The sequence below is a fragment of the Pantoea sp. R13S299 genome (assembly GCF_048515925.1).
GTDB lineage: Bacteria > Pseudomonadota > Gammaproteobacteria > Enterobacterales > Enterobacteriaceae > Pantoea.
This window is the reverse complement of record NZ_JBLYEF010000003.1, coordinates 463,979-489,150: the sequence shown is the minus strand read 5'-3', so window position 1 is coordinate 489,150 and position 25,172 is coordinate 463,979. Positions and strand designations below refer to the sequence as shown.

General features: G+C 56.5%; 23 protein-coding genes. 7 read left to right on the top strand and 16 right to left on the bottom strand.

Annotation, left to right across the window (positions count from 1 at the left end):
• The first annotated feature begins 93 nt into the window (after positions 1 to 93).
• Both gabT and gabP read left to right on the top strand, forming a co-directional pair.
• A complete protein-coding gene (gabT, locus tag ACN1CO_RS16770) occupies positions 94 to 1,380 on the top strand; it encodes a 4-aminobutyrate--2-oxoglutarate transaminase (protein ID WP_419139927.1) in 1,287 nt (428 codons plus the stop codon).
• A 76-nt stretch (positions 1,381 to 1,456) separates the two neighbouring features.
• Positions 1,457 to 2,872, top strand: a complete 1,416-nt coding sequence (gabP, locus tag ACN1CO_RS16765; RefSeq protein ID WP_419139926.1) for a GABA permease — start codon at positions 1,457 to 1,459, stop codon at positions 2,870 to 2,872.
• A 198-nt stretch (positions 2,873 to 3,070) separates the two neighbouring features.
• Here gabP and ACN1CO_RS16760 read toward each other — a convergent pair whose 3' ends face one another.
• The 3 genes from ACN1CO_RS16760 to ACN1CO_RS16750 form a co-directional block, all read right to left on the bottom strand.
• Positions 3,071 to 3,373 carry a type 1 fimbrial protein gene (locus ACN1CO_RS16760; protein WP_419139925.1) on the bottom strand — a complete coding sequence of 101 codons (303 nt, stop codon included), beginning with the start codon at positions 3,371 to 3,373 and terminating at the stop codon, positions 3,071 to 3,073.
• 477 nt (positions 3,374 to 3,850) lie between these two features.
• Complete coding sequence (locus ACN1CO_RS16755; RefSeq protein ID WP_419139924.1) at positions 3,851 to 4,270, bottom strand: bleomycin resistance protein; 420 nt, start codon at positions 4,268 to 4,270, stop codon at positions 3,851 to 3,853.
• 17 nt (positions 4,271 to 4,287) lie between these two features.
• Positions 4,288 to 5,178: a LysR family transcriptional regulator gene (locus tag ACN1CO_RS16750; RefSeq protein WP_419139923.1), complete on the bottom strand. Its 891-nt coding sequence runs from the start codon at positions 5,176 to 5,178 to the stop codon at positions 4,288 to 4,290.
• Between the two features lie 146 nt (positions 5,179 to 5,324).
• Here ACN1CO_RS16750 and ACN1CO_RS16745 point away from each other — a divergent pair, with 146 nt between their 5' ends.
• A complete protein-coding gene (locus tag ACN1CO_RS16745; RefSeq protein WP_419139922.1) occupies positions 5,325 to 6,176 on the top strand; it encodes a Vmh family MBL fold metallo-hydrolase in 852 nt (283 codons plus the stop codon).
• 72 nt (positions 6,177 to 6,248) lie between these two features.
• Here the strand turns inward: ACN1CO_RS16745 and ACN1CO_RS16740 are convergent, their stop codons facing one another.
• The 4 genes from ACN1CO_RS16740 to ACN1CO_RS16725 all read right to left on the bottom strand — a co-directional run bounded on the left by ACN1CO_RS16740 (position 6,249) and on the right by ACN1CO_RS16725 (position 8,773).
• A complete protein-coding gene (locus ACN1CO_RS16740) occupies positions 6,249 to 6,920 on the bottom strand; it encodes a hypothetical protein (protein WP_419139921.1) in 672 nt (223 codons plus the stop codon).
• Between the two features lie 213 nt (positions 6,921 to 7,133).
• Entirely contained in the window at positions 7,134 to 7,448 is a 315-nt protein-coding gene (locus ACN1CO_RS16735) for a helix-turn-helix domain-containing protein (RefSeq protein ID WP_419139920.1), read from the bottom strand.
• Positions 7,441 to 7,785, bottom strand: a complete 345-nt coding sequence (locus ACN1CO_RS16730; RefSeq protein ID WP_419139919.1) for a toxin — start codon at positions 7,783 to 7,785, stop codon at positions 7,441 to 7,443. The genes ACN1CO_RS16735 and ACN1CO_RS16730 overlap by 8 nt, the downstream gene beginning before the upstream one ends.
• Positions 7,786 to 7,870: 85 nt before the next feature.
• Entirely contained in the window at positions 7,871 to 8,773 is a 903-nt protein-coding gene (locus ACN1CO_RS16725) for a LysR family transcriptional regulator (protein WP_419139918.1), read from the bottom strand.
• Between the two features lie 97 nt (positions 8,774 to 8,870).
• Here ACN1CO_RS16725 and ACN1CO_RS16720 point away from each other — a divergent pair, with 97 nt between their 5' ends.
• Complete coding sequence (locus ACN1CO_RS16720) at positions 8,871 to 9,929, top strand: SDR family oxidoreductase (protein ID WP_419139917.1); 1,059 nt, start codon at positions 8,871 to 8,873, stop codon at positions 9,927 to 9,929.
• Positions 9,930 to 9,982: 53 nt separating this feature from the next.
• Here the strand turns inward: ACN1CO_RS16720 and rluF are convergent, their stop codons facing one another.
• Both rluF and ACN1CO_RS16710 read right to left on the bottom strand, forming a co-directional pair.
• A complete protein-coding gene (gene rluF / locus ACN1CO_RS16715) occupies positions 9,983 to 10,861 on the bottom strand; it encodes a 23S rRNA pseudouridine(2604) synthase RluF (protein WP_419139916.1) in 879 nt (292 codons plus the stop codon).
• A gap of 103 nt (positions 10,862 to 10,964) precedes the next feature.
• Positions 10,965 to 11,435, bottom strand: a complete 471-nt coding sequence (locus ACN1CO_RS16710) for a GNAT family N-acetyltransferase (RefSeq protein WP_419139915.1) — start codon at positions 11,433 to 11,435, stop codon at positions 10,965 to 10,967.
• A 310-nt stretch (positions 11,436 to 11,745) separates the two neighbouring features.
• Here ACN1CO_RS16710 and sfnG point away from each other — a divergent pair, with 310 nt between their 5' ends.
• Positions 11,746 to 12,834, top strand: a complete 1,089-nt coding sequence (gene sfnG, locus ACN1CO_RS16705; protein WP_419139914.1) for a dimethylsulfone monooxygenase SfnG — start codon at positions 11,746 to 11,748, stop codon at positions 12,832 to 12,834.
• A 130-nt stretch (positions 12,835 to 12,964) separates the two neighbouring features.
• On the opposite strand, the gene ACN1CO_RS16700 is transcribed toward sfnG, so the two are convergent.
• Entirely contained in the window at positions 12,965 to 14,938 is a 1,974-nt protein-coding gene (locus tag ACN1CO_RS16700; protein WP_419139913.1) for an autotransporter outer membrane beta-barrel domain-containing protein, read from the bottom strand.
• 192 nt (positions 14,939 to 15,130) lie between these two features.
• Complete coding sequence (locus ACN1CO_RS16695) at positions 15,131 to 16,021, bottom strand: MurR/RpiR family transcriptional regulator (protein ID WP_419139912.1); 891 nt, start codon at positions 16,019 to 16,021, stop codon at positions 15,131 to 15,133.
• A 472-nt stretch (positions 16,022 to 16,493) separates the two neighbouring features.
• Between ACN1CO_RS16695 and ACN1CO_RS16690 the strand changes: the two genes are divergently transcribed.
• Both ACN1CO_RS16690 and ACN1CO_RS16685 read left to right on the top strand, forming a co-directional pair.
• Positions 16,494 to 18,614 carry a TonB-dependent siderophore receptor gene (locus tag ACN1CO_RS16690; protein ID WP_419139911.1) on the top strand — a complete coding sequence of 707 codons (2,121 nt, stop codon included), beginning with the start codon at positions 16,494 to 16,496 and terminating at the stop codon, positions 18,612 to 18,614.
• Between the two features lie 34 nt (positions 18,615 to 18,648).
• On the top strand, positions 18,649 to 19,743 hold the full coding sequence (locus tag ACN1CO_RS16685) for an ABC transporter substrate-binding protein (protein WP_419139998.1): 1,095 nt from the start codon (positions 18,649 to 18,651) through the stop codon (positions 19,741 to 19,743).
• Here ACN1CO_RS16685 and ACN1CO_RS16680 read toward each other — a convergent pair.
• The 5 genes from ACN1CO_RS16680 to ACN1CO_RS16660 all read right to left on the bottom strand — a co-directional run bounded on the left by ACN1CO_RS16680 (position 19,732) and on the right by ACN1CO_RS16660 (position 25,133).
• Complete coding sequence (locus ACN1CO_RS16680) at positions 19,732 to 20,715, bottom strand: XdhC family protein (protein WP_419139910.1); 984 nt, start codon at positions 20,713 to 20,715, stop codon at positions 19,732 to 19,734. The genes ACN1CO_RS16685 and ACN1CO_RS16680 overlap by 12 nt on opposite strands.
• A complete protein-coding gene (locus ACN1CO_RS16675; protein ID WP_419139909.1) occupies positions 20,712 to 21,278 on the bottom strand; it encodes a nucleotidyltransferase family protein in 567 nt (188 codons plus the stop codon). The genes ACN1CO_RS16680 and ACN1CO_RS16675 overlap by 4 nt, the downstream gene beginning before the upstream one ends.
• Before the next feature lie 95 nt (positions 21,279 to 21,373).
• Positions 21,374 to 23,683: a xanthine dehydrogenase family protein molybdopterin-binding subunit gene (locus tag ACN1CO_RS16670; RefSeq protein ID WP_419139908.1), complete on the bottom strand. Its 2,310-nt coding sequence runs from the start codon at positions 23,681 to 23,683 to the stop codon at positions 21,374 to 21,376.
• On the bottom strand, positions 23,680 to 24,672 hold the full coding sequence (locus ACN1CO_RS16665) for an FAD binding domain-containing protein (RefSeq protein WP_419139907.1): 993 nt from the start codon (positions 24,670 to 24,672) through the stop codon (positions 23,680 to 23,682). Before ACN1CO_RS16665 ends, ACN1CO_RS16670 begins: the two co-directional genes overlap by 4 nt.
• Positions 24,669 to 25,133 carry a (2Fe-2S)-binding protein gene (locus tag ACN1CO_RS16660; protein WP_419139997.1) on the bottom strand — a complete coding sequence of 155 codons (465 nt, stop codon included), beginning with the start codon at positions 25,131 to 25,133 and terminating at the stop codon, positions 24,669 to 24,671. Before ACN1CO_RS16660 ends, ACN1CO_RS16665 begins: the two co-directional genes overlap by 4 nt.
• Positions 25,134 to 25,172 lie beyond the last annotated feature (39 nt).

The window sequence follows — 25,172 nt, the reverse complement described above, 5'->3', positions numbered from 1 at the left end:
CTCACAATTGGCTCTGGCAACTCACCACGCCTCAGGCATAAATAAACGTGTTTGTCGGGAAATGTAAACACGCATATTAACGAGGTGGATTAAATGAGCGAAAAAAATAACCTGATGCAGCAGCGCAAAGCACAGGCTCTCCCTAAAGGTATCGGTACGCTGTGCGACTGGTACGTTGCCCGGGCAGAGAACGCCACCTTATGGGATCAGGACGGTAACAGCTGGATCGACTTCGCAGGCGGCATCGCGGTGCTGAACACCGGCCACCGCCATCCACGCATTGAACAGGCCATTGCCGATCAGTTAACAAAGTTTACCCATACAGCCTTCCAGATCACCCCTTACGAAAGCTACATCGCCCTGGCTGAGCGCATTAATCAGCGGGTGCCGATCGCGGGTGCAGCAAAAACGGCCTTCTTCACGACTGGCGCGGAAGCGGTTGAAAATGCAGTGAAAGTGGCGCGCGCCTATACCCGCCGTCACGGCATCATCACCTTTGGTAACGCATTCCATGGCCGTACCTTTATGACGATGGCGATGACCGGCAAAGTGGCTCCCTACAAACGGGATTTCGGCCCGATGCCGCCGTCGGTGTTCCATGCTCGTTATCCCAGCGCGGTTCAGGGGATCAGCATTGAGGCCGCACTGACCAGCCTCGACGAAATTTTCACTCAGGACATTGCACCGCCTGACGTCGCCGCAATCGTGCTGGAGCCGGTGCAGGGCGAAGGCGGATTCCACGCGGCACCCGCAGAATTTATGGTGCAGCTGCGTGAGCTGGCTGACCGTCACGGCATTCTGTTGATTGCGGATGAAGTCCAGAGTGGATTTGCCCGTACCGGCAAGCTGTTCGCTATGGAACACTTTCCGGTCAAAGCCGACATCATCACCATGGCGAAAAGCCTGGCAGGCGGGATGCCGCTCTCTGCGGTGGCCGGTCGTGCTGAGGTGATGGATGCCCCGGCTCCTGGTGGTCTGGGCGGAACCTATGCCGGTAACCCGCTGGCTATCGCCTCAGCACATGCAGTGCTGGATGTGATTGAAGAGGAGCAACTCTGCCAGCGCGCGATTGATCTCGGTGCCCGGCTTGAAGCGGAACTGCAGGAGCATCAGCGCAAACATCCGGACATTGCCGAAGTGCGTGCGCTGGGTTCGATGGTGGCGATGGAGTTCTATCAGGCCAGCACCGCGCAGGCAGTTCAGAAGATGGCGATGGAACAGGGCCTGCTGCTACTGACCTGCGGCGCCAAAGGCAACGTGATCCGCTTCCTCTATCCCCTCACCATTCCTGATGCCCAGTTCAGCCAGGCGCTGACCATTCTCTCAACAGTGATCGATCACTGTGTCGCATCTGCCGGAAATCCCGTCGTCCCAGCCTGATTTCGCTGGCGCGTTAACGCAAGTTTATCCCCGTTCGTCCGGCCATACAGGCCGGACGCCGCCTGGAGACGTATACATGACGATGACTCAGAGTGCGAATCAAGATTCGCTGGCTCAAAACCTGAAACCGCGCCACGTGCGTATGCTCTCAATTGCTGGCGTAATTGGCGCAGGACTGTTTGTTGGCTCCGGTCACGCTATTTCTGAAGCGGGTCCTGCGGTGCTGATCTCTTATGCCGCGGCCGGTGTGCTGGTGGTCCTGATTATGCGGATGCTGGCCGAGATGGCCGTCGCCTCACCCGATTCCGGTTCGTTCTCAACCTATGCGGATAAAGCCCTGGGACGCTGGGCTGGCTTTACCATCGGCTGGCTCTACTGGTGGTTCTGGGTGCTGGTGATCCCGCTGGAAGCGAATGCGGCAGGCACCATTCTGCATGCCTGGTTCCCCGAGGTCGCTATCTGGCAGTTCACCTTCGCCATCACCTTACTGCTGACCATCACCAACCTGCTTAGCGTGAAAAATTATGGTGAGTTTGAGTTCTGGTTTGCTCTGATTAAGGTCGTTGCCATCATCCTGTTCCTGGGTGTGGCGGGTGCGGCAGTGTTTGGTCTGCTGCCTTACAGCAATACCAGTGGCCTGTCGCATCTTTATGACACACACGGCTTTATGCCGAATGGCATGGGCGCAGTCGTGGCAGCTATCCTGACCACCATGTTCTCGTTTATGGGCACAGAAATCGTCACGATTGCCGCTGCAGAGTCGAAGAACCCTGGCAAGCAGATTACTCAGGCAACTAACTCGGTTATCTGGCGTATTGCGCTGTTCTATCTGCTGTCGATTTTCTTTGTGGTCGCGCTGGTGCCATGGAATACACCAGGACTGGTTGAACAGGGTTCATGGCAGACTGCGTTAACGGCGATGAACATCCCGCATGCTCGTCTTATCGTTGACCTGGTGGTGCTGATGGCGGTGTGCAGCTGTCTTAACTCTGCGCTCTATACGTCATCGCGCATGCTCTACTCGTTGTCACGCCGTAAAGATGCACCGGCTGCCGCCTCACGCACTAATCGCAGCGGCACGCCGTGGGTTGCGGTACTGTTTTCGACGGCAGCTGCGTTTCTGGCGGTGATCGCCAATTATCTGGCGCCAAGCGTGGTGTTTGAATTTTTACTGGCAACGTCCGGGGCGATTGCACTGCTGGTCTATCTTGTGATTGCCGCATCACACCTGGTACTGCGTAAAAAACGCGAGAAAGCGGGTGAAGTCCTGAGCTATCGGATGTGGTTATTCCCGGGCCTGACGTGGGTCACTATCCTGTTTATCGTGACGGTGCTGGTGATCATGTTGTTTGATGCGAAGCATCAGGCTGAATTACTGGCAACCGGGGGTTTAACACTGCTGATCATTACCACCAGTCTGGTTCTGCGGCGTAAAAAGGAGAAGCGTCAGAGTACGAAGTACTTTACTCAGCGCTCTTCTGATCCTTCGTGATTCTCTGATGCTTCCATAAATTTAAAAAGCCCACCCTTAGCAATAAAGGTGGGCTTTTCGGTTTATCTGTCCGCCTACCGGCACAGGAGTTAATAACCCTTATTGAGTTATGGTTTTAATTATTAACTTTCAGCATCGTCATTACCCTCCGCGGATTACGCTGGGGTTATCAGGTTAACAGTAAAATCCGTTGAGAAATTACAGATAGCTGACTTCAATAATTCCTTTGGTTTTCTCAGGATTAAACCAGTGCATCTTTACTTCTACCGGCAGGCCGGACAGAGATTTAGTGTTCATCAGGTTAGCCGTCGTCACGACAGCCTTGCCACTGGCGGGATCGTAACAGTCAAACACCACAGGATTCTGGCCGATATTCATATTACATGAGCCATTAGTGATGGCTCCCCTGAAGGTGATAGTGCCTGAATTTGAAACTGCACTCGCGGGACCAGCCAGGGTAATCAGCAGCGCGGTAAAGCAGGTAGTTATAAGTGATTTCATTTTTTCGTCCTCCAGAGTATGTGTTACCTGTTATCGGCTAACAGACTCAAAGATTAAGTACTGAATGAAAGAATAAATGTAAATTTTCAGACATCTGGCCCAATGAAATCCATTAAGAGGGTGTTGTTAAGAATTGTCCTAATCCTGCCAGTAAAAGTGAGTATAGTGTAATTAAGACGTTTCACTTAATTTTTATATTCATCAGATCATATTGACAAAAAGCTTAAAAATCCGCATAGCAATCGGCTTGAAAATCCTCACTTTCTGACCGTTTAAGATTCATCCTGGTGACCCGCCAGGCGTTACGGTAACCACTAACGCAGCAGAATGAGAAAGTCTTTTTTATAAAGACATCACGCTGACTATTTTCGCAGTGTTAATTTTGTCCGGACTGAACAAATAAAAAACAGTCACATGATTAGTTAATTAACTAACTCCAGCCGGGTGAATTTAAATATTTCCAGACAACATTTCAGCTTATTCCAGATACTGACTGAAGCGCAGCAGGTAACCATCCGGATCCTGTACCAGAAACTCCCGCTGGCAGGCGGTAGTCTCCCCGGTGTCATAGTGGTTATCCCGAAGCGGCCGATAGAGCGGAACGTCGTGCTGCTGTAAATGCGCCAGCACAGCCTCAATGTCATCCACTTCGATCTGAAAATTGATGCCCCGCCCCAGCGGCCAGCTCAGATCGGCGGTGTTCCAGCCCTGCGGATGGAACTGCTCAAACATCAGTTGGGCCTCACCGAAGCAGAGGTAAGCGAAGTCAGGCTGCTGTCGCTGGATCCTCACCTCAAAGCCCAGCACCACCGTGTAAAAATGCAGCGAAGTGGCAAAGTCAGTAACGGTCAGTTCTGGCACCATGCGGCTCCAGTAGTGGTGTTGATTATCTTCCATAAAGGCGTCCATTTTTGTCAGTAACGATCTTTGCTCAGCATGCTGCTTTGCAGTTCATCCAGCATCAGCCGCAGTGCAGCAGACTGATGCTGACGCGACGGGTAAAGCCCCCAGATACCAATGCGCTGCGGTTCATAATCGGGTAGTAACGTCACCAGCTTACCCGTTTGCAGTGCGTGGCGAGCCTCCTGCTCAGGCACCATCGCTATTCCGCAATCCGCAATTGCCGTGTCACACAACAGTGAAGAGATGCCAGCACTGAAGTTCCCCTTAACGGCAACCGCGATTTTCTCGCCATCCGCCGCTGTGAAATGCCAGCTCTGTCCGGCAAAGCGACTGTAGTAGAGGCAGTTGTGCTGTGTCAGATCGTCCGGCGTTTCAGGGATACCCCGCTGCTGCAGATACGCAGGTGAGGCGCAGAGTACCGAGCGACATTCTCCAAGGCGACGTGCGATAGCTCCCGGCTCTGGCGCATCGGTGATGCGAATAGCGAGATCAATGCGCTCTCCAATCAGGCTCACCGGCTGATTATTGATTTCCAGTTCGATGCGCAGGGCGGGGTAACGCGCCAGAAAATCGGGGATCACCGGACCGACAAGATGAAGCGCCGTAAAGTGGGCGCAGGCGATGCGTAACGTTCCGGCCGGAATGCCCTGGGTGGTCTCCTGCTGGATTGCCTCTGAAAGCAGGGCCAGCTGACGGGTCTTTTGCAGAATCGCCTCACCGGCAGGCGTCAGGGTGAGTCGCCGTGAAGAGCGATGTAGCAGACGCGTTCCCGCCCACTTCTCCATCTCTTCCAGATAGCGGCTAACCATCGGGCGAGAAATCCCCAGCGCACGCGAGGCAGCACTCAGACTGCCCAGCTCGCAGATCCGGTTAAAAACGGCTGCCGCCGTCACTCTGTCCATCACACCCACCTGTTCGGATTATGAAACCCAGCATCTCTGATTGCGGGAATTCTAACAGATAGCCAGATGGGTAGAATAGCGCCACTGACATTTAACAGAGCCCAATACACCTGCCTGAAGCGGGCATTTATCTCTGAGGATTATCAATGAAAACCACGCTATTACCTGTGATGCTGATTCTGGCTTCGGCCTCCGCCAGTGCGGCCACCCTGCACCTGGAAACCTACAACCCGCAGGAGAAGGGCATCTTCCCTGTCTCCTCAACGCTGGTTTCCGGGCCAACCGAAGCGATTCTGTTTGATGCGCAGTTCAGCACGCTCGACGGTGAAAAACTGGTTGAGATGATTAAAAAGAGTGGCAAAAAGCTGAAGGAAATTGTGATCACCTCTGGCGATCCCGATTTCTACTTTGGTCTGGAGCCGATTGTTAAAGCCTGGCCGGATGTAAAAGTGGTTGCCGCGCCTGCTGTTGTGAAACATATCCAGCAGACGCATGACGCCAAACTGAAATACTGGGGTCCACAGATGAAACAGGGTGCGCCGGATAAGGTGTTCGTGCCTGAAGTGACGCATCAGACCCGTTTTAGCGTCGACGGCGAACAGCTGGAACTGCGTCATCCTGAGCAATATGCCGCTTACATCTGGATCCCTTCTCAGCGCACCATCCTGGGTGGCACGGCTCTTTCCTCTGGCATTCACGTCTGGACGGCTGACACCCAGACCGTTCAGAGCCGTGCGGCGTGGCGTCATATCCTGACTGAAATGCAGACGCTCAAGGCGAAGACTGTGATTCCGGGCCACTACCTCGGCGCACGTCCCGCCGGTTCACAAGCTGTTGATTTTACTCTGAATTACCTGAAGATATTTGAAGCGGCACTGTCACAAGACAAAACCTCAGCAAAGGTAATTGCCACCATGAAAGCCGCCTGGCCGAAACTGGCTGAGCCAGCTTCGCTGGAACTGAGCGCCAAAGTCAACACCGGCGAGATGAAGTGGTAATGTCCGCGGTGAGGCCAGCTATCTGAGTGGTGCGCGGGTTACATCCCTGACCTGAAAAAAGATGCCCAGGCGCTATTTTTTAGCCAGATAGCGCCTGTCATCCCGCGCCTGTATGCGTGCCTCGGCCGGTGACGGGAAGATATAGTGAAACAGATCCCGGTAAAAACTCAGGTGCTTCAGTAATCCTTCCTGGATCGCTTTACTGATGTCTTTGATCAGGAATTCCTGGGTGGTATTGAAGTTAGCGACGCTGAAAAAGGTTTTGTCGTAAACGTTAACGACTCCTTCCCATTTCATCACCTGCTCTTCCGGCGAAGCACCTTCCGAGGCGATAAACATTCCTTTATGGGATTTCACACCCTGTTTGCTGACATAGGTCGTTAAGGCGTCATAACCACGCTTGTTGCGCCAGCGGCAGAATTCATAGGGGACATCGTAATGCGGCAGCACAAAGTCCGGACTGCGAAAATGTTCATCCCCAATCAATCCATCGAGTGTGACCGTGAAATGCAGAAAGTCCTGCAGGAAGTCGAACTGGCGGGTTTTGGTCAGGGTGACATTAATGGAATAGTGACCGGCCTGCACATACCAGTAGTTGGTAAAGCCGATGACCAGAATACAGAACGCCTGCCAGTCACTGAGTCTTCGATCCCCCGCCAGCCCCCTGAAACGGCTGATCATCATCCGTGATTTGGGATGCTGATACGCTTTCAGCAGCGGATCGTTCATACCTTTCAGTAACATCAGGCACACTCCTTGATAGATTGCGCTTATCCTGCCACGCCCTGATCAGGGTGAAAAGTGTCGTTGTTCTGAATGTGACCCCATTAAAGTCTGGCGGGAGGGGAGATACTCACTGTTTGATTTGGGGAAAGAGGATGCAGTTATAACCCGCCAGGCATTGGAGGCCGGGAGCGTACCTGAATAAATGCGATGCCAGCCAACCGGGCAGGTTTGTCAGAGCTTCGCGAGAGTTTTCAGCGTTTCGGGGTTTTGCAGCACCATGCGAATTAATAATACCGCCTGGGCATTAGGCCTGGCTCTACCCTGTTCCCAGTTCTGATATGTTGTCTCGCCGGTGTGAAGATAGTGGGCAAAAACAGCCTGAGAGAGGTTCAGTTTTTCACGTAAGTCGCGCAACTCCTGCGGCGCGATGGTAACGGGGGCACGCTTAGTAACCTTATGACTCTTGAGTGTGATTTTCCCTTCCTGATGATCCTTAAGCTCCTGCATACCCATCATCAGTTCACTGAAAATATCGCGTTCAGTCATGTCTTAACCCTTTTTTGATCACATTCAGCGCGGTCGCCAGGGCGTCACGCTGTTGCTTAGTCAGATCGTCGCGTTGATCTTTATCATAGATAGTAAACAGGATGAATTGGCATTGTGCATTCGTCCAGTAATAGATAACCCTGATTCCGCCTCTTGCACCCTTGTGTCGGCGCTCATCCCTGAAACGAACTTTCCGCAGTCCGCCTGTATCAGATATCAAATCGCCCTTCTCAGGGTCCGCCAGCAACATGTTCTGAAATAGCCGAAACTGATCATCACTCAGATAGTCAGCTCGGTATTTCTGAAAGCTGGAAAGCTCGATGAATAATGCGTCCATGTCTTATCCCATCCCCAACCAGGGGATAGAATATCCTTAAGTTGGGGACAGTTCAACCTGACTGCATTCTCTTTTCTCTGTCTTGTTAATTGAACCTCTGATCTGTTCCCCCCAGCACCTCACTCACCCCCGCCACCAGCTTCCGCACTTTTTCAGGAATAAAACGGGCATCCGGGAACACCGCATAAAGATAGCGGTCGGGAAGTCGCCAGTCCGGCAACACCCGCACCAGTCGGCCGGAGGCCAGCACGTCTGCGCCAATCAACGTCTGTAAACCGCCGATCCCCAGCCCCGCTTCAAGGGCCTGGATTAAGGCATCACTATTGTTAGAGCGAAACGCGCTCTCAACCGGCACAGTCACATTTGCAGTCGCCGAAACCAGCTGCAGGGGCGCATCAGGCGATACACCGCTGAAACGTATGTGTGGATGCCGCCGCAGATCATCGGGTGTCTGCGGCGTGCCGTTTCGCGCTATCCACTCCGGGGAAGCGACCAGCACGGTTTCAACCGTGGTCAGTGAACGGGCAGCCAGCGTGGCGGGCGGTGACTCGCTAAGGCGGATCGCCACATCGACGCCCTCGGCGATGAGATCCGACAGGCGATCCTCCAGCGCAATATTCAGACGCAGTGCGGGATGCGCCTGCTGGAAGGCGATCAGATGCGGCATCAATCGCTGCCCTACGCCGCTCGGCAGCTGAATATGCAGTTTGCCGTGAAGCGGCTGCGAACCGGGCCGCAATTGCTGCTCAAGTTCATCCATCGCACTGAGCAGTTGCCTGACCTGCTGCAGATAAAGCTGCCCCTGCTCCGTCAGCGCCATTTTTCTTGTGGTACGGTGCAGCAGCACCACACCCAGCGCCTCTTCCAGCGAGGCGATCTGCTGGCTCACCGCAGACTGCTTCATGCCGTTTTGCCGTGCCGCCGCCGAAAAAGATCCCGCATCCGCTACCCGGACGAAGGTCTGTATCGCCGTCAGTTTGTTCTGCATTTATTGGTTTTCCTGATAAGTGATATCCGGTTAAGGGGATTTAATCAGAATAACGCACAGGTGAGAATGCGACTTCTCTCTTAACAAGGTAATGATCATGAAAACGACGCTGGGTAAAAAGGTGGCGCTGGTGGCGGGAGCCAGCGGGATCGTCGGCCAGCAGCTCAGTCAGGCGCTGGTCGCAGACCAGTGGCAGGTGACTGCGCTGACTCATCGGTCAGACTTAGCGGTTAGCGGAACCGGGGTTATCGCGGTAGATCTGCGCGACGTACAGCAGAGCCATGAACGCCTGGCCTCCCTCACTGACGTCACCCATATCTTTTACAGCGCCTGGCTGAACGCCGCGGATTGGGCGTCGATGGTAGGGCCAAATCTGGCCATGCTGCAAAATCTGGTGCGGACAATGGAAGATATCGCCCCGCTTGAGCACGTCAGTCTGATGCAGGGATACAAAGTGTACGGCGCCCATCTCGGCCGGTTTAAGACTCCGGCGCGGGAAAGCGATCCCGGCGTGCCCGGTGCCGAGTTCAACGCCGCCCAGCTGAACTGGCTGAGCGCACAGCAGCAGGATAAAACCTGGCACTGGAGCGCACCACGGCCCGGCGTTGTCGGCAGCGATCGGCCTGGGAACAGCATGAATCTGGCGCTGAGTCTGGCGATCTATGCGTCGATCTGTCGCGCGGCACGGCTGCCTTTTCGCTTTCCCGGTTCGCCGGAAACCTGGCACAGCATGGTCGATTTTACCGATGCCACACTGCTTGCCGACGCCACGATCTGGGCCGCGTGCAGCCCTGAGGCGCAAAATCAGGCATTTAACATCAATAATGGCGATCTCTGGCGCTGGAGTGAGCTGTGGCCGGTGATTGCAGCGTGGTTTGACCTGGACATCGCGCCGCCGGTTTCGCTGTCGTTCCGGCAGATGTTCCAGGACTACCGTGCGCTGTGGCGGGAAATTGCCACTGAGAACGCACTTATCGAAGCCGATATTCTGAGGCTCAGTGACGGTGCTTTCGCTGATTTTGTTTTTGGCTGGAACTACGACATGTTTGGCGACGGCAGCAAATTAAGGCGGGCAGGCTTTCACGGTCATCGTGCAACGGATGAGATGTTCTGCGATCTGTTTACCCGCTTTCGTGTGGCGCGGGTTATTCCGTGATCTGTCAGTGAAAACGCAGAGAGCGAGGATGTCGCTCTCTGCATCCAGTCGTCTTAGCGCCCTTTCTTCTTACGTCCCGGCTGGACAAAGCGTTTGCGTGAGGCACCGTTAGGATCCGCTTTTTCAGCGGGTTTCGCGGCACTCTTCTGCGGTTTTTTAGCGGCAGCGGCTTTTGCCGGAGCCTTCGCCTTCTTCGCGGGTTTATCTTCTGAAGAAGAGTTCTCCAGCAGTTTAAACAGCTCAACGAGTTCGTCGTCGGTGAGATCACGCCATTCGCCCAGCGGCAATCCCTTGAGATTGACGTTCATGATGCGCGTCCGCTCAAGCTTCGTGACCTCAAAGCCAAAATGCTTACACATGCGGCGAATCTGGCGATTCAGTCCCTGGACCAGCGTGATACGGAAGACAAACGGCGCTTCCTTTTTCACTTTGCACTTTTTGGTCACCGTGCCCAGCATCGGCACCCCCGCGCTCATCCCGGCAATAAACTCATCGGTGATCGGCTTGTCGACGGTAACGACATACTCTTTTTCGTGGTTGTTACCGGCCCGCAGGATCTTGTTGACCAGATCGCCGTGGTTGGTGAGGAAAATCAGGCCCTGAGAATCTTTATCGAGGCGGCCAATCGGGAAGACGCGCTTGCTGTGATTAACGAAGTCGCTGATGTTATCGCGCTCGCCCTCTTCCATGGTGGTGATGATTCCCACCGGCTTATTCAGCGCAATCAGCACCAGATCGTCTTCGTCGCGAGGTTCAATCAGCTGACCATTCACCTTCACCACATCGCCTGCAAATACCTGCGCGCCCACAGCGGCGCGTTTGCCGTTAATGAAAACGTTGCCCTGCTCGATGTAACGATCGGCGTCACGACGGGAGCAGATGCCGCTCTCGCTGATGTATTTATTAAGACGTGTTGATGATCCAGTCAGCATGATTCCTCCAAAAAACGCGGACTATACCCTACCGGCGGAGGCTTGCGAAGTCTTTGGACGGGAAACTTGTGCCGCTTTTTGCCAGCCCGACGGTTGTCCGCAATTACAGGTCAATTTCCATCGCCATACAGCGCAGCGCGCAGCCCGCCAGCTTTGACGGATAGAGACTTTCTCCCAGCGGCCGGAAGCCATGCTGCTGATAAAAGCTCACGGCGTTTGGTGTCGACTCCAGCGTCAACCGGCGATAGCCACGCTGTAGCGCCTCCGCTTTGATGGTATTGATGATCCGGCCCGCCATTCCCTGCCCAGCGAAGCCGGGCAGCGTAAAAATGGCTTCAACGCTGGCGGCCGCAAGATCCAAAGATCCCATCGCCACCGGCACGCCGTCCGGGGCATCAATCACGAAGAAAGGATTCACGCGGATCATCGCGGGAAAGCTGGCGGGCATGCGGTCCGGCGTCCAGGCGGCGAGCACATCGGGTGGATAGGCGTGCTGGCAGCCATGACGGATGGCCAGATTGCGGATGTTCCATAACGTGTGCGCCTCTTCGGGCGATGCCTGCCTGACAATCATGATGCACTCCGGCTCCTGAACAGAGCCGTTACGTTATCACACTGCAGCGCGGGTATCTGCGAACCGTGCCAGGTTCGCACGACATTGGCCCTTCCCGGAATGCACGGGATGTTCAAATGCTGCTGCATTGGCAACCTCCCTGTCTGTTGGTTGCTGCATTTGCAGCAGTGAATTCCAGCAGTAGAATTTTTAATGCATAAATATCAGATAATTATAGTCTGGCACGGTTACTGCTTTAATTTTCTTTTATACCTGAAAGTTTGGAAGTCTTTACGTTCCCATTGATTCAGCTATATATCAGGAGAAAACCATGTCACTGAACCAACCCTTACAGTTCGCTTACTGGGTGCCGAATGTCTCGGGCGGACTGGTCATCAGCCAGATTGAGCAGCGAACCCGCTGGGATGCTGACTACAACCGTAAACTGGCGCAGATTGCCGAGCAGGCGGGTTTCGATTATGCGCTGACGCAGATTCGGTTTACCGCCGGATATGGTGCAGATAACCAGCATGAATCGGTCACCTTCTCGCAGGATTTACTCAGCCACACCTCGAAGCTAAAAGTGATTGCTGCCCTGCTACCCGGCCCGTGGAACCCGGTATTAGCGGCAAAGCAGATTGCCACCATCAGCCATCTTTACGGGCCACGCATCGCCGTTAACATCGTCAGCGGCTGGTTCCGTGGGGAGTTCAAAGCGATCGGCGAACCCTGGCTCGATCACGAAGAGCGCTATCTGCGTTCTGAAGAGTTTATTCGCTGCCTGCGCGGCATCTGGGCCGAAGAGAGCTTTACCTTTGCCGGTGATTTTTATCGCTTCCGCGACTACGCCATGAAACCGAAACCGCTGTCACCGCTACCGGAAATTTTTCAGGGCGGCAGCTCCCGTGCGGCGCGCGACATGGCCGCCAGGGTGTCAGACTGGTATTTCACCAACGGTAATACGCCGGAAGGTGTTCGTCTGCAGGTCGGGGATATCCGCGAAAAAGCGGGCCGCAACCAGCATCAGGTCAGAATCGGACTGAACGGGTTTGTAATTGCACGTGAGAGCGAGCAGCAGGCGCAGGCCGTGCTTCAGGAGATCATCAGCAAAGCCAACCCGGATGCGGTGAAAGGCTTTCAGCATGAAGTCAAAAATGCAGGCAGTGCTTCACCCGAAGGCGAGGGAAACTGGGCGAAATCGTCGTTTGAGGATCTCGTGCAGTACAACGATGGTTTCAAAACCAACCTCATCGGCACGCCCCAGCAGATTGCTGAACGGATTATCGAACTGAAGAAGGCCGGTGTCGATCTGCTGCTACTGGCGTTTCTGCACTTCCATGAAGAAGTGGAGTTCTTTGGGCGTGAAGTGATACCGCGGGTCCGCGAGCTGGAGGCGCAGGCGGCGCTGGTCGAAGCATAAAAATGACGAGTTTAAGCAGAGAGAAAAACTAAAAGCAGCGGGGAAATAATGAACACGCAATGCTGCTGCAACGTCGCCCGCCGCTATCCTGTTGAGATAGCGACCGGCGACGAAGAGCAAAGCTGAACGCTTAAAAACGGGCGTTAAGTCCGACGTTCCATGTCACCTGATGCGTGTCGCTGTTGCCTGCCACTGCCGAGACGCCAGCGAACGCATTGACCGATGCGCCAATCGGCACGCTTGCGCCGACCGCCATATCGATCCAGTTATCATCGCGCGAGCCGCTGCTACGGGTAAAGGCGGTGCGGGTCGACTTCAGTCCGGCGGTGACCGCAGAGTCGCTGTCACCAAACTGGTGGTTGTAGCTGACCTGCGCCCAGGGATTGATCAGCAGATCTTTGCTGTCGATGCGCCAGCCGACCGAGCCGATTTGTGAGTGCAGTGTCTGGTCACCAAATCGCATAGATGTGCTGCTGTTGCCCTCTTCCTGATAGCCTTCGACCTGGGTGTAGTCGAGCGCATAGCTGGCCATCGGGCCGGTGGAAACATAGCGGCCCAGCGGTAAATCCCAGCCTGTCTGCACCCGCATTCCCAGCACTTTACCGTCGCTACTGCCTTTCTCCGTGCGGGTCGCCGGTCCCAGCCGGATCTGACGCTCGATATCATCAAAGTTGAGATCGGCATAATGGGCGTCCGCATTGATCCATCCACCTTCCAGATAATGGAACTGACTCCAGAGCGCGACGAGATTGCCGCGCAGACGGTAATCAAAACGCGACGAGGGATCCTGCCGTTGCGAGGTGGTGGAAAGCAAGGCGCCGGCCTGCCAGTGATCGGTCAGCTGATAGCCCACACCTACGGTGCCGGTGGCGCTGGTAGCATCGCCATCAAGCAGGCTGTCGCCGCGGAAATCACGCTGCTGCCCGGCGTAACCGCCGAAAACGGTAAATTCTCCGGCGCTGGCAGGCTGCTGGCGCTGCTGCTGCAGATGTCCATCGAGCGTATTATGCGCATCGCCCACCAGCATCGACGGTGCCTGACTTAACGCGGCCACCTGCAGCGGAGCATTCAGCACCGACTCAATATAATCGGCGATCAGCGCATGCACTGCCGGGCTGGGATGCAGCCGGTCGGCGAACAGATATTGCTGCGACTGCGAAAATCCTGGCGTTGAGGAGGTGCAGTCCATTGATGAGACGCCAGGCGGGCAGGCCATGCCAGCCGTGTTGCTGAGTCCATACAGGCGCGGATTATCGATCACCTCATTGAACAGGCCATTGATATCCACCCGGGCGATGTTCCCGCGTGCCGCCACCAGCCCCTGCTCTTCAGCCTGGTTGTAACGGTCGGTGAGTGTGGCCGCCTCCTGACTCAGTAACTGCCAGGCAGCAATCAGCTGTTGCGCCAGGGCATCGCGGATAAGTGGAATGGAAGAGACCTGGCCAGCTGCCTCATTAAGCGCGGTTTCAATCGCCTGCTCTCTTGCGGCCCGGTCAGGCGTGGTGGTGGTGCTCAGCGACTGAAACAGCGCCGCCGTTGCGGGTTGCGCGGCCGGGCCCAGCACCTGCAATATCGCCTGCAATAAAGCAGGCGTCGCCCCCACATTCGGCACCGTCGGCACAATCACCGTTCCGGCCCCGGCATTCAGCAACCGGCTGACCTGTGAGGCCGCCGCACTGGCACTGTTATCCACGATCTGCTGCGCAGCGAGCGGCGCAAGGGCTGCTGCCGCTAAATCATTGCCGCCAATCCAGTGGATATAGAGACCGTTCGGGTCGGCCCGTCCGCCACGCGCCGCAAGGTAGCTATCAAGCTGATCCTGCGTATTAAACAGGGGATTAATGGCCGGCACCGCAACGGCACCACCTTCGGCATAGTTGCTCCCGCCCTGGGATGAGGGACGCAGGGTATCGCCCAGCGACTGCGCCAGGATCTCGTCATAAAGTGGGTGGGTTGCACCATCATAGGTAAAGCGTCCTACGTTGCCGCCGTCACTCAGGCTATCGCCAAACACGGTGAGATCGCTCCATGCCAGTGCAGGCAAAGGGGACAACAGGCTCAGGGTCGCACAGCAAAAAAGGTATTGCGCGTGAAGGGGTTTCATCAGCAGCTCCGCACAAATCAAAATGAAAAAAGAGACGCACCCGGTGGCGCGGCAAGCTGTAAGCGTAGACGTCTGAGAAAAGTGGCAGAAGAAAAGACACGATCGCCGTCGCAAACCGGAGAAATTTGACTTAAAGAAGAGCCATGACATCCAGATTTTCGGTAAATCCCGGTCACAGCTCAGTAATACAGGCTACTTTTTGCTGGCGGGTTTCAGCCCGCGATAGAGATCCTGCAACCGTTTCATAGTTTTCACCGTGCGCTGCGGCAGCGTCGAGGCCACCGACAGGATCAGCATCTCCAGACAAACCATAATCGTGCCGTGTAACGGAATGCGCCCCTTCTCGCCACCGCGAGGCACATTAATTACCACATCCGCCTCCCGCGCGAAAAACGAATCCGTGGCGTTGGTCAGCAGAATGATCGGAATATCCAGCCGTTTCGCTTCTCGTACCACGGTAGTCCCTTCCCGGTGCGCCGACTGCTGCGCCATCATCACCAGCACATCGCCACGCTGCAGCGCCAGCATCTGTTCTGCCAGCGCAATACCGGCGCGATTCAGGGAAAAGGCAGGCAGACCGATACGGTTCAGCAGCCGCACGCTGTAGTCCGCCAGAATACCCGAGGCATTAATACCAAAAATAGCCACTTCCCGCGCTTCGCCCAGCAGTGCCACGGCATCTGCCACCGCCACCCGATTCTGCGGCTGCGATAGCACCTCACAGGCGTGCCGGTGGCCATCCAGCACAAAGTCGATGGCGCTGTTCACGTCGCTGGTCACCTCACTGACGGTGGTGATCATCTTATCTTCAGAGGTCAGTGACGGGCCAAACCAGGCTTTCAGCGTCTGTTTAAGGTCGCGCAGCCCGCTAAAGCCCAGGGCCTGAATAGCGCGGATCACGGTCGCGTCAGAGGTGTGATTCGCTACGGCGATCTCCATCGCGGTACTTTCGAGCACCATTTCGCGCTGTTGGTCGATATAACGTGCCACGTCCAGCAGACGGGGTGAGAGCTGCTTTTCGCGGGCACGAAGACGCTCTGCCACCACATCTACTCTGTTTTTTACCGGCCTGTTCTGTTTCATGCTGTTCCTGCTGGTGGCGTTAAGGTCTGCAAGGCTGATTACCGATCGGGTTAAAGGAGAAGATTTCACAGTCAGAAAATGTAGTGAAAGCGTCATGCCGTTCCGGATTTCACCTGCAAATGATAGGGCTTTAGGCGTGCCGCATTATCTCAACATGAAATAATACTCATTAATTTCAGTAAAATGAAATGATCACCCAGACTGGCAGCCAGTGAGAAGCGACACGGCAAAAATGTAGTAAATCCAGTCCAAATTATGTTTACTACTACACTACCGGATGTTTGAATGATTCTCAATTACAGATGAGAAGTATTGTCGTCCGGGCGGCGTAAAGACCTCAAAACCCTGATGCGCTTCTCCTCTGCTTAAAGCGCTGCATATTGCAGACCACCTCCAGGGAAGCCCTGCATAGCAGTCAGCCATCAGGGCGTATTTGCTTCAGAAACTGCCAGTAACAGACACGAAAAGAAAAATGAAAAACAAAGACTCACGATATCCGGCCCGGTACCCCGCTCTGGTCGTGGCGATTTGCGGCAGCATGATACTGCCACAGGTCAGTGCAGCAGCCGACAGCGCACCGGATATGACCGTGACCGCGGATGCCAGTTCAGAGGGAAATTACAGCGCCAGCGAGAGCAGCGTTGCCAGCAAAATGCCGACCGCGCGACTCGATGAGGCGCAATCGGTCAGCGTGGTGACACAGCAACAACTGGAGGATTTCCAGGTCAGCTCACTGGCGGATGCGATGCGCTTTGTCAGCGGCGTCTCCGAGGCGAACACGCTGGCTGGCACCGAAGATGGCTTTGTACGACGCGGTTTTGGCAGCAATGCCGATGGTTCCGTCTACCGGGATGGCATCCGCAGCAGTCAGGGACTCAATTTCGATGCTACGACCGAACGGGTTGAGGTGCTGAAAGGCTCCTCCTCGCTGCTGTATGGCATCCAGAATCCAGGCGGCATTATCAATGTGGTCAGCAAAAAGCCGCAGTACAACTGGCACTCCAGCGTCACCGGACGTTACGCCAGCGAAGGCGGCGGCGCAGGCACGGTGGACGTTACCGGCCCGCTGGGCAACGGCTTCGCCTTCCGGCTGATCGCCGAGAAACAGAATCAGGATTACTGGCGCAACTTTGGCAGTGAAGAGCACACTCTGCTGGCACCGTCGCTTCAATGGTTCGGCGAGCAAGCCAGCTTTTTAATCAGCTATGCCGACTATCGCTATGACATTCCCTACGATCGCGGCACGGCCTTTATCGACGGCAAGCCGATCGATATCGGTTACAAAGATCGTCTGGATGACAAAGCTAACCATGCCTGGGGCCACAACAAAACCCTGAATGCCCACTATGACTGGCAGTTTAATGATGAGTGGCGCACCCGGTTAACACTGGGCTGGAACCAGCGACGCTATGACAACGATGAAGTGCGCGTGACCGCGGTGAATGCCAGCAGCGGCGTGGTCACACGTCGCGCCGATGCCAATCGCGGGTTTAACCACAAAACCAAATATGTGAGCTGGGATCTGCTGGGCAACCCGGAACTCCTGGGGATGCAGCACGCGCTGGTGGTGGGCACCGACTATGAGATGAACCAGACTTATCGCGCCCATCAGTATCAGGGCAAGGTTAACCGCCAGTTCAGTTACTTCAGTCCCGAATATGACGTGCTGTCACCGGTCACAGACGCCAGCACCGAAAACACCGCCGGGGCGAATAACCTGAACCGAATTCATAGCCGGTCGCTTTACGCCAAAGACAGCATTTCGCTCACACAGGACTGGATTGTAGTGCTGGGCGGGCGTTATCAGCATTATGAACAGCGTGCCTCTCGTGGCTTCAACCCGCAGGTGGAAACCCTGAACGATGAGGGTAATAAGTTTCTGCCGCAGGCAGGGGTGATCTACAAACTCACGCCCGATCTCTCTTTCTACACCAGCGTCAGCAAGTCATTCACACCTTCTACTGATGTGGATGATGACGGCAACGTCGGCAAACCGGAACAGGGCACCAGCTGGGAAGTCGGCAGTAAATGGCAGCTTTCGCCAAAACTGCTGGCTACCGTGGCGCTGTATCGGATAGATGAACGGGCGATGTCGCTGAGTATCAATGGCAGCACGCGGGCCATTGATAAAGCCCGATCGACTGGCGCTGAATTTGAACTGAACGGTGAGATTGCGCCAGGCTGGGATTTGAGTGCGAACTACAGCTATGATCAGGCAGAAATCGTCAGCGACCGGGTAAATCCGGATAACAACGGCAATCGTCTGCAGAATGCCCCGCGTCATGCTGGTGCACTCTATCTGAGCCATGAGCTGCAGGTCAGTGGCCTGCCCGGATCGCTGCGACTCGGCGGCGGTGCGCGTTACGTCGGCAGCCGTGCAGGCGATCCCGATAACAGTTTCACCCTGCCCGATTACGTGGTGGCAGACAGCTTCGTGGCGTGGAAAAATCGCCTGTTCGGCGAACAAACCGAGCTGCGTCTGAACATTAATAACCTGTTTAACCAGCACTACTACACGTCAAGCGGCGGCAATCTGCGCGTCCGTGAAGGCGAAACCCGCAACCTGATGGTACAGGCCCGTGTTGAATTTTAAATCGCTTCGATCTGCGCTGGTGATGCTTAGCGTGATGCTGGTCAGCGCGGGCGCACAGGCCCGCACGCTGACTGACATCACCGGTCGTGAGGTCACCATTCCCGACCATCCGCAGCGCATTGTGCTGGGTGAAAGCCGGATGCTCTACAGCGTCGCGCTGCTGACGCCAGGCAATCCGCTGCAGCATATTGCTGGCTGGCCGCAGGATCTGAAAAAGTATGATCCGCAGACCTGGCAGCTTTTTGCCCGTCAGTTTCCGCAGATGGAGGATATTCCGGTAGTGGGGATGGATGGCGTCAATGACATGAATCCCGAACAGGTGATCGCGCTCAGGCCTGACGTGGTGATCCTGCCGCAGCTGGCGCGCGGCAGTGACAATGGGGCCATTCTGGAGAAGATGCTCGCTGCGGCGAATATCCCGGTGGTGAAGATCGATCTGCGGGTTGAGCTGCTGAAAAATACCGAACGCAGCATCACACTGCTGGGCGAGGTCCTGAATCAGCCCCGGCGGGCTGCTGACTTTAATCGCTTTTACCGCAGCCATATGCAGCGCATTGCGAGTCGTCTGGCGGGTTACCACGGCCCGAAACCCTCCGTGCTGCTGCAGCTGCATCTGGGACGACGCAGTGAATGCTGCGTCACCTCAGTGAATGGCAATCTGGGTGAGCTGCTGACGTTTGCTGGTGGCAATAACATTGCCAGCCAGCAGATTAAAGGCGTGTTCGGGCGGCTGAGTGAGGAGAGCGTGATTGCGGCCCAGCCGGATTACTACTTTGCCACCGGCACCGGCAGCGCCGATGAAGCGGGTGCGCTGAAACTCGGCCCCGCCGTCACCACGGCGCAGACCCGGCAGAGCCTGCTGGCGCTGACCGGTCAGCAGAATGCACTGAAGCAACTCACCGCGCTGCGCGACGGTCATGCGGGAGCTATCTGGCACAACTTTTACCTCAGTCCGTGGCACGTCGTAGCGACCGAATTCTTTGCTACCACGCTCTATCCGCAGCTGTTCCGCGACGTCGATCCTGAACAGACATTGCGGCAAATGTTCCATGATTTCCTGCCGATCCCCTATTCGGGCAGCTACCTCTATCGGCTGGCACCCGAGGCAAAGCCGGCATCAGGCGGCTGACTGCCGGCGATTTTTAACCCGGACGATATCGGCCATCACCGACAGCGCAATCTCCGCCGGGGTTTTGCTGCCGATGGGCAGGCCGATGGGCGCATGGATGCGATCCAGTTCGGCCCGATCCATACCGGCGATCTGTTGCAGTCGCGCCCGCCGCTTCTCGCTGTTTTTCACCGATCCCATGATGCCGATATAGAACGCGGGTGTGGCAATCGCCTCCATCATCGTCAGGTCATCAATACGCGGGTCGTGGGTCAGCGCCACAATCGCCACCGCAGCGTGCGCGCCGTTCAGCTCCAGCCAGCGCGCCGGATGCTGTGACACCAGCGTCACGTTGTCTACGCCGCTGAAGTGGCTTTCCAGTTCCGTCAGCATCTCCGGGCGGTGCTCACAGACCCGCACGTGAAAGCCGAGGATCTGCCCGAGCCGGATGCACTCATAGGCCACGCTGGAGTAGCCCGCGATCAGCAGTTCCGGTATCGCGCCGACCGGCAGTAACATCTGCTCCTCGCTGGCATCCAGCGCGGGCAATACGCGATCGGCGGCCATCACTTCCCACTGCGCACGTTCGCCGGGCCGTATCATTTTCACCATCGGCTGTTGTCCGCTCAGCGCGCGCTGCATCGCTGTCAGCAGCGCCAGCGTGGCCTCATCGGGCGGCAAATATTCGATCACGATTTCCAGACTGCCGCCGCACGGCAAATTAACATCAGGACGGATACCGCCCTCACCATAACGCACCCGCTGACTGCTGGCGCGATAAGACCCGGCCGCCAGCTGCGCCAGAAAATCCTCTTCAATGCAGCCGCCCGACAGCGATCCGCAGTATGCCCCGGTTTCGTTAACCGTCATCAGGGTGCCTGGCGCGCGCGGCGAAGAGCCATAGGTGCGCAGCACGGTGCAGAGCCAGACCTGCTGGCCCGACTGGCAGCTGCTCAGTGCCGCATTAATTACGCGTTGATCCAGCGTTATCATGAAAATTCCTTAATCAGCTGTAGATCGGCAGGGAAATCGATATCACACAGGCAACCGCGATCGTGAAGCGTTAGCCGGACGGCCTGCGATTTCACTATTGCCTGCGGCCCGGCATCGCCCTGTAACGTGCTCAGCATCTGATAGCATTGCTGCTGAAAGCCCACCGGATGGCCGGGCCTGCCGTCAATCCACGGTCTGACAATCACCGCATCTGCCAGCGCGGCACTCACAGCGCGGTAACTTTCAGACGTTACAAACGGCATATCGCCCAGCGCAATCAGCCAGCCGTCGTAATCGCGGCTGGCGTTAACGCCGGCGGCGATCGATTCGCCCAGCCCGCCGCTGTCACAGAGCACCAAAGTCGCCTGCGTGCAGAGCTGATGGATTGCCGATGCGTCGGGTCGTGTCACCACGAACAGGTCAAGCCCGCTGGCAGCGGCCTGCTCCAGTGAATGTTGCAGCACGGGCTTGCCCTCCAGATCGGCCAGTAGCTTATGCTCGCCTGCCTGCTCACGAAAACGGCGGCTCAGCCCGGCGGCCAGAACAACCAGCGCTATCTTCACTCTCTTTCTCCGCTCAGCGTGCAAAACGGGCGCAGGCTTCAGCCCACGCCCGTAAAACGACAATCAGACCTGCTGGCAGCAGGTCAGGAACCGGCTCAGATAATCTTGTCGAGCGTAATCGGCAGGTCGCGTACCCGCTTGCCGGTGGCATGGAACACCGCATTACTGATCGCTGCCGCAACGCCAACGATACCCAGCTCACCTACCGGTTTACCGCCCATCGTGGTCGCCTCAAAATCAGGCTCGCCCACGTTGATGGTGGTGATGTCAGGAATATCGCCATTCACCGGCACCAGATAATCCGCCAGGTTGTTGTTAATCACCCGACCGTTACGCGGATCGACAATGCCCTCTTCCATCAGCGCCTGACCGACACCCATGATCATGCCGCCAATCCACTGGCTGCGGGCCAGTTTAGGATTGTAGAGACGACCACTGTCGAGTGCCGCCACCATCCGTTTTACCCGAATCGTGCCGAAATCTTCATCAACGCGCACTTCAACAAAATGCGCACTCCAGCTGTGGGCAGAGAATTTTTCAGGACGGGTGCCGTCATTGAGGTTGCGCACCATCTTATCGCGCTCGCTTTCTGACATATCGTCCGGGAAGGTCCCGCCTTTCACCGCGAGGCTCTCCGCCGGTGCCAGGCTCGCCAGTTCCGCAAATGACACGGCCTGGTCGCTGCCCTGCTTATGCTGCACCCCGTCGCCTTTCAGCGTGAGCTGAGACACGGGCGTTCCCTGCAGCGGCGACTGTGGCAGTTCGCTTGCCAGCTTCAGAAGCTGGTCGCGCATGCGTTTAGCGGTGTCGTCCACTGCGGCGGTTACGTTACCCGCCAGCTGCGATCCGCCCGCGACACCCGCGCGCGGCAGCTCGGTATCACCCAGCTGAACCTCAATGGTGGTAGAGGCGACGCCCAGAATGTCGGCAGCGGTCTGCGCCAGAATGGTATAGGTGCCGGTGCCGATATCTGCACCGCCACACTGCACCACAAAGGTTCCCTGCGGCGTCAGGATGATCTTCGCCTCGGCGGGCAATTTGTTGACCGGATAGGTGCCGGAAGCCATGCCCCAGCCAATCAGTTCACGCCCTTCGCGCATTGATCGCGGCGTCATGATCCGCTGGTCCCAGCCAAAAGCTTCGGCCCCTTTCTGATAGGCTTCTTTCAGACGGCGCGAACTCCACGGCAGATCGAGCTGATAATCTTTATCTGCCCAGTTGCGCAGGCGTAGCTCCAGCGGATCGATGTTCAGGGCATAGGCCATCTCATCCATCGCGACTTCCAGTCCAAAGGCGCTGGGGTTTTCACCTGGCGCGCGCATCCAGCCTGGCGTAACGGTGTTGATCGGCCTGATCTGATGCTGAGCGGAGACGTTCTCTACCGCATACATACGGGCTGTAACTTTGCTGCAGTTCTCGGCAAATACGTCGATGAGTGACGTTTCACTGAAGCTGCGCTGGATAATCGCCTGGATTTTGCCATCACGGGATGCGCCCAGCTCCAGCTGTTGCGAGGTGGCGGCACGTCCGCCGAGGCCGGTAAAGGTCTGCGGACGGGTCAGCGACACCTTAATCGGGCGGTTAAGCGCCCGCGACGCCACACTCGCCAGCGCGACGTGGGTATAAGGCACCGGCTTGGAGCCAAATCCGCCGCCGACATAAGGCGAGATGATGCGCACGTCTTTAACGTCAATGCCCATCCACTCGGCGATTTCCACCTGCGCGCCCGCTACCCACTGGCTCGGCTCCCAGACGGTGATGCGTCCATCCTGCCACTGCGCCACACAGGCGTGCGGTTCCATCGGCATGTTGTATTCGCGCGGCGTGGTGTAGCGCTGACTCAGGCGCACCTCAGCCTGCTGCATCGCTGCCTGCGCATCGCCCATATCGATATCCTGCTTCGGGAGCGGTTTCGGCTCGACGCCCTCATCGGTAGCAAAAATCAGCGCGGGTGAGGTTTCATAGTCAATTTCCACCAGAGAGGCGGCATAGGTCGCCTGCTCAAACGTCTCTGCTACCACCAGACCGATGTTCTGACCGTTGTGAATAATCACATCGTCCTGAATCGGGGTGTACGTTGTCTGCGCTGCGCCGCCGTCGGCAATCGCGGTGGGTTTGTTGATCTTCAGCGTGTTCAGGTGGGTATAGACCGCCAGCACACCCGAGGCCTGCTGCGCCTTTTCTGTCGACATGCGGCTAATACGCCCGCTGGCGACGGTAGACTGGATCACTACGCCATAGAGCGGATTCTCCGGCTGATGTTCAACCGCATAACGCGCCTCGCCGGTGACTTTTACTTTGCCGTCGCCCCGCGAACGTGAGGCACCCAGTCCTTCAATCGGGGTGTCTGCCGCTGAGTTCACCGTCTGAACATCCGGACGCGCTTTGTCGTTTACGTCACTCATGCGGTTTCTCCTGCTGCCATCAGCGCGCGTGCAATCACACGTGGCGCCAGTTTGACTTTATAGGCGTTGTGAGTCAGCGCCTGCGTTTCCTGAGTAATCAGTTCTGCTGCCTGGAACACCGTTTCTTCATCGAACGGCTGGCCTTCCAGCGCCTGCTCCACTGACCTGACCCGCCAGGGTTTGGTCGCCACACCGCCCAGCGCGATATGCACCTGACGCATCACACCGTTCTCCAGCGTGAAGCCTGCGGCCGCACTGGCTGCAGCAAACTCATAGGAGCTGCGGTCGCGGACTTTGAGGTAGTGGGAGTGACGGAGTGACCCGGTTTGCGGCACTTCAATAGCCATAATGATTTCATCGTCGCGCAGGTCGTGTTCACGATCAGGCGTATTACCCGGCAGCAGGAAGAAATCATCAACTGCGATGCGGCGTGTTTCGCCCTGCTGATTCTGCAGGACCACGATGGCGTCAAACGCCACCAGCGCGACCGCCAGATCGCCGGGATAGACTGCGATGCAGCTGTCGCTGGCACCCAGAATCGCATGGCTGCTGTTAACGCCATCGAGTGCGGCGCAGCCGGAACCCGGATTGCGTTTGTTGCAGGCGGTAAAGGTCGCCGGATCGCGATAATAGGCACAACGGGTGCGCTGACGTAAATTACCGCCCAGCGACGCCATGTTACGAATCTGCGGAGAGGCGGCCTGCCACAGACTGCCATAAATGGCTGGCGCACTTTGCTGGCAGGCGGGATGATCCGCCAGCTGGCTCATGGTGACCAGCGCGCCGGCGGTTATTTTATCGTCGTCAAACTGCAGATTTTTCAGCTCGGTTAATCCGCTGATGCCAATTAACTGCGGTGGCGTTAAGACCCCACACTTCATCAGATCGAGCTGCGTGGTGCCGCCTGCCAGCAACTGGCTGCCTGACTGCTGTTTCAGGGATGCGGCTTCCTGTGGAGACTGCGCGACTTTCCAGCTGAATTCATTCATGCGGACTCCTTCGCCATCTCTGCAGCGGCCTGTTTAATCGCATCGACGATATGCGGATAAGCCCCGCAACGGCAGAGGTTACCGCTCATGTATTCACGGATCTCATCGTCCGAACCGGCGTGGCCCTCTTTAATGCAGGCGACGGCGGACATAATCTGTCCCGGCGTGCAGTAGCCACACTGGAAGGCGTCATTTTCCATAAAGCAGCGCTGCACCGGGTGCAGTTCACCCTCGTTGGAAGCCAGCCCTTCAATGCTGGTGACTTCAGCGCCGTCTGCCTGCGCCGCCAGCGTCAGGCAACTCAGCACCCGCTGACCATTGATCAGCACCGTACAGGCACCACACTGCCCCTGGTCGCACCCTTTTTTGGTGCCGGTCAGGTTCAGGTGCTCGCGCAGTGCGTCGAGCAGCGTGACACGCGGATCGACCTGCATCTGTTGCGACTGGCCATTGACCTGCATTGTTAGCGATATTTTTTCCGACATTGTCTGCTTCCCATT